At 54.2% G+C, this 2,272-nt stretch carries 1 protein-coding gene and 1 pseudogene; one reads left to right on the top strand and one right to left on the bottom strand.

All coding sequences use genetic code 11. The features are described from left to right. Positions 1 to 92: 92 nt before the first annotated feature. Positions 93 to 1,601 (bottom strand): annotated as a pseudogene (gene ltrA, locus K0778_RS25685) (group II intron reverse transcriptase/maturase). Between the two features lie 428 nt (positions 1,602 to 2,029). Between ltrA and K0778_RS25680 the strand changes: the two are divergent. Beyond that, the coding region (locus K0778_RS25680; RefSeq protein ID WP_071988032.1) for a hypothetical protein at positions 2,030 to 2,272 on the top strand (243 nt) is incomplete at its 3' end.

The raw sequence follows: 2,272 nt of genomic DNA, 5'->3' as shown, positions 1-2,272 counted from the left end.
GAGTAGAGTAAGAGGCAGGGCGTAGTCGGACTATTTCCCTGCCTCTCCTCCCCGAACCGGACGTGCACCTTTCAGCGCATCCGGCTCTCCATTTAAATGCTGGCGAACGCCATTGCCACTTCTGTAAAGCGCGATGTATACGTGTTTCTGGTCTCCGTCCTCAGATAGGGATTACCTTCGGGTAGCCGCCAGCGGAACAGCTTCTTGCCTTGCCCCACCAACCGGTACAGTATTTCGCCGCTGAGCTTGCCGTGATTGGTTTTACCAAATAAAACCCACGTTTTGCTCTGACCCGGTTTCGGTGATTTACACCACCACCTCATCAGGGAAGCGATACCTGTACGGTATTTGCGGGCCAGCCAGTGAGCCAGCTTCCAGAACACGACACGGTCGATATAACTGAAGACTTTGGCCTTAAAATCAACGAACTGATAGAACATGGCCCAGCCTTTCAGTTTTCGGTTGAGTTGTTCAGCCATATCGACTTTGCTTTCACTGTAGTTGCCTGATAACAGTGCTGTCAGCGATGCGGCGAAGTTTCTGGCTTTCTCCTGCGGGATCGTTGAGACCACTCGCATCTCGCCATAACGACTGCGTTTGCGAATGATCCTGTGCCCCAGAAAGATAAAGCCGTCATTAACATGGGTGATTTTAGTCTTATCCATGTTCAGCCTGAGTTTCAGACTGCCTTCGAGCACACCCCGACACTCCTCCCTGATGGCTTCCGCCTGTGCTTTGGTGCCTTTGACGATGAGGACAAAATCATCGGCATAGCGGCAGTACGCCACCGCGGGTTTCCACTGCCAGTTTTCTCTGACCGCCGTACTTCGGCCCCGTTGGATACTGTTATTCCAGTACCACCGATCTTTTCTGGCTTTCCCGCTCAGGTAGCGCTCATGCAGGTATTGATCGAACTCATTCAGCATGATGTTCGATAATAGCGGCGATATAACACCGCCCTGTGGCACACCTTCACTGGCCGCCCGAAAGAGACCGACATCGATATGTCCCGCCTTGATGGTTTTCCACAGCAGAGTCATGAAACGTGCGTCACTGATCCTGCGGCGTACAGCCTTCATCAGCAGTCGATGATGTACGGTGTCGAAGTAACTGGACAGGTCGCCTTCAATCACCCAGCGTCCCCGGGTTTCACCACAGTCTGTGAGCTGTAATTTCACCGTGCGGATCGCGTGGTGGACACTGCTCTCAGGCCGGAAGCCATATGAGAGCGTATGAAAATCACTCTCCCATATCGGCTCCATCGCCATCAGCATGGCCCGCTGAACAATACGATCCCGCAACGCGGGGATACCCAGTGGTCGCAGTTTGCCGTTGCTTTTAGGGATGTAAACCCGTCTGGCGGGCAAGGGCTGGTAGTGGCCTGAGAGTAATTCATCCCTGAGGATTTGCAGCTCAACAGCCAGTCTGGCCTGTAGCATTGTTTTGTTCACGCCATCAACGCCGGGGGTATGGGCCCCCTTTGATGAAAGCGTGATCCGCGCCGCTTCAGCCAGTCATTCTGGTTGTGTTATCAGACGCAGCAGCCGTTGAATCCGTAGGGACGGATCGGTGGCTGCCCATGTGGCAAGCTTGCGTTGCATTTCGCTGATTATCAAAGGTCTTCACCTCGTTAGGTCAGTTAATTCACGTCGCAAACACATTCAAACTGCTTCCCTTCGCCATGTAATGGGCTTTCCCCATCGCGGACTACTACGGAAGCTCCGCCAGCCAGCGCGTCATCGGAGCCATGCCCCCTTAACATCCGTCGCTGACCTTCCCCGGTTTACCGGCCTGGACTCAGGCATACTGAGGAGGCTGCCCGTCGCACTCTTTATCCTTGCTTGCCGCAAGTTGGCAGAAGTCAGCAATGCAAGCGTGATAGACGCTGCTGCCCCGGTGTTTCGCATACATGTCAAAACACCTTCGACCGGCAGTGCTTACGTATCACTGCCAGTTCCTCCTGCACGGCCTGTCAGATCACGTAGGCCGTGGTGACGTTTTCAACCCACAGAGGCGGATTAACGGGTTCATGTTCTTCAGCCTTTCAGTACTTAACCTTGAGGATCATCTCGGCTTAGTGATCTCGCCTCAATCCCCGTTGTCAGCGGGTTACATCACCCTGCGGGCATGCCGCAGGTCACTGCCGCTCAGGTTCTCCACCGTCACACCCGGTGGGATTGTTGGGTTTCTCATCGTGAGTTACCGGTTCAATATTCCAGACAGACTCGCGGTTCATTTAAGCATCCATGCCCGCCCTGAACTCCGGGCACAC

The sequence above is a fragment of the Escherichia sp. XD33 genome (assembly GCF_019375075.1).
In the GTDB taxonomy this organism is placed as follows: Bacteria; Pseudomonadota; Gammaproteobacteria; order Enterobacterales; family Enterobacteriaceae; genus Enterobacter; species Enterobacter flexneri_A.
This window is presented reverse-complemented; position numbering and strand designations above follow the sequence as displayed.